The 2902-nt window shown below is 73.3% G+C and carries 2 protein-coding genes; both read right to left on the minus strand.

Annotation, left to right across the window (positions count from 1 at the left end):
• Positions 1-2483: non-ribosomal peptide synthetase (locus AC5P09_RS51530; protein WP_493880563.1), on the minus strand; the 2483-nt coding region annotated here is incomplete at its 3' end.
• A gap of 71 nt (positions 2484-2554) precedes the next feature.
• The coding region (locus AC5P09_RS51535; RefSeq protein WP_493880564.1) for a hypothetical protein at positions 2555-2902 on the minus strand (348 nt) is incomplete at its 5' end.

A 2902-nucleotide genomic window follows, 5' to 3' on the forward strand; every position in this document is an offset into this window, starting at 1 on the left:
CCGGCCGCGAACGGACAGGCCACGAACCGCTCGGCGGACAGTGCGGCCCGTCCCGGATAGCCACGGGCGAGACCGGCTCCGGCGACGTACAGCTCACCCGTCATGCCGGGAGCGACGGGGTGCAGACAGGCGTCGAGGACGTACACCTGACGGTTCGACAGCGGGCGGCCCACCGGCAGCACTTGGCGGGATTCCTCGCCCGGCTCCAGCAGATGCCAGGTCGCGCACAGCGACACCTCGGTGGGGCCGTACAGGTGCCGCACCCGCACCTCGGGGCAGGCGGCCCGCACCCGCGCCACCGCCCGCCCGGGCACGACGTCACCGCCGGTGAGCACCTCTCGCGCTCCCGTGAAGCACTCCGGCGTCTCCTCGGCCAGGACCCGGAACAGCCCCGCGGTGACGTGCACGTGGGTGACCCCGGCGGCGATGTGTTCCCGCACGGCCGCCGCGTCCACCGCGAGCTCGGGCTCGGCGACCACGACCCGGGCCCCGCTCGCCAGCGGCACCCACACCTCGAACAACGAGATGTCGAAGGCGTGCGGGGCGTGGAACAACACCGAGTCGCCCGGCCCCACCGCCCAGCCGGGGTCCCCGACGAGCGCCGCCGCACTCCGGTGCGGCACGGCAACGCCCTTCGGCGTCCCCGTCGAACCGGACGTGTACATCACGTACGCGAGATCGTCCCCGGTCACCCGCACGGAAGGAGGGCTCGGCTCGCTGCCGCCTTCGAGGACCGACAGGTCGTCCAGCAACACCACTCGGCCCGGCACGTCGTCGGGCACGACAGCGCGTGTCCGCCGGGAGCACACCACGGCCGCCGGGTCGCAGTCCCTGAGCAGGAACGCGATCCGCTCCGCCGGGTACCCGGTGTCGACGGGGACGTACGCGGCCCCGGCCTTCCCCACCGCCAGGAGCGTGATCAGCAGCTCCGCCGACCGCTCCAGCACCACGGCGACCCGGTCGCCCGCGCGTACTCCCCGGTCGGCCAGATGGCGGGCCAACCGACCCGAGGCCGCGTCCAGTTGGACGTACGTCAGCTCCCGCCCGCCGTCGAGGACCGCGACCGCGTCCGGCGCCCGCACCGCCTGTCCGGCGAAGAGTTCCAGGACGGACTCGCACGGTGTCGCGGTCGCGGTCGCGCTCCCGTTTCCGATGACCCAGGTCCGCTCGGTCTCCCGTATCGCGTCGACGCGCCCCACCGGCTGTCGCGGGTCGGCCGCCAGTTGCTCCAGCACCCGGACAAGCCCGCCGAAGATCGCCTCGGCTGCCTCACGGTCGAAGAGGTCGGGGCGGTAGTCCAGCTTGAACAGCATCCGGTCCTTGGGGACGGCGACGAGGGTCAGCGGGTAGTGGGCGGTCTCCTGGCCGGCGGCGAAGCGCAGGCTGAACGCGTCCGGGGCGGCGGGCTCCTCCGGCGGGCGGGGGTAGTTCTCGAAGACGACGAGGGTGTCGAAGACCGCGCCCGGCCCGCCGAGCCGCTGGATCTCGGCGAGGCCGAGGTGCTGGTGGGCGATGAGCGCGGCCTGACGGGTCTGGAGTTCCTTCAGCATCTCCACCAAGGGCCGCTCGCCGTCGAGTTCGACGCGCACGGGCAGGGTGTTGAGGAACATGCCGATCATCGACTCGACGCCCGCGAGCCCGGCGGGGCGCCCGGCGACCGTGGCGCCGAAGACCACGTCCGTACGACCGGAGAGCCGCGCCAGGAGCATGGCCCAGGCGCCCTGGATCAGCGTGTTGACGGTGAGGCCGTGCTGCCGGGCCAGGCCGGCCAACTCCCCGGTCAGCTTCTCGGGGATGTCGGCGATCAGGCTCTCGGGCAGAACGGGCGGACGGCCCGGGTCGGCGGCCACGACCAGCGTGGGCTCCTCGGCGCCGACCAGTTCGGCCCGCCATGCCTCGTGTGCCGCGTCCTTGTCCTGGCGGCCCAGCCAGGCGAGGTAGTCGCGGTAGGAACTGGGCTCGGGAAGTGTCGCGTCGTCGCCGCCGGCCGCGTAGACCGCGGTCAGCTCGTGGAGCAGGACGGGCATCGACCAGCCGTCCATGATGAGGTGGTGGCTGGTGACGATCAGCCGGTGCCGGTTCTCGGCCAGCCGCACGAGGACCAGGCGGAGCAGGGGCGGGGTAACCAGGTTGATGCGGTGCGCCCGGTCCTCGGCGGTCAGTTCCGCAAGCCGGGCCGCCACCGTCTCCTCGTCCAGCCCCGAGAGGTCCTCCACCCGCCAGGGCAGTTCCACATCGCGTGCGATGACCTGCACGGCCTCGCCCGACTTGCGGCGCCGGAAGCCCGCCCGCAGCACCGGGTGCCGGGCGACCAGCGCCTCCCACGACGCCCGCAGCCGGTCGGCGTCGACAGGGCCGTCCAGGTCCAGGAGCCGCTGCCCTTGGTAGACGTCCGGCCCGTCGCTGTCGAAGGCCGCGTGGAACAGCAGGCCCTCCTGCAGCGGCGACAGCGGCCAGACGTCCTCGACCTGGGATCGGGTCATCGCGTAACTCCTCACAGACAAGCGTGTGTCGGGCGGGTGGCCGCCCACAGGCCGGTGTCGGGGGCGGGTGACTACGGGTGCTCGTCGGCGAACTCGGCTTCGAGTTCGTCGACTTCGTCCTGGCCGAGGTCGAGGAGGGGGAAGTCGGACGCCGTGTGGCCGCCTGCCGACGGGTCCACGGTGTGCGCGGCCAGGCCGTCCAGCAGCCGCAGCCAGATCCGGCCGAGCCGTTCGACGGAGGCGGCCTCCAGCGGGCCGGAGGGATGGCTCAACAGCACGGTGAGTTCGGGGCCTTCGACGCTGTCGCGGATCACCGCTCCCGCGTCGAGGGCGTGCTTGACGGGCATGTCGGGGTCGTTCGAGCCGCCGAGGGCGGACGGGCCGGCGGGCTGCCAGGCGGCCACCTGCGTCGCGGGGGC

It is taken from the genome of Streptomyces sp. a15, assembly GCF_059026085.1.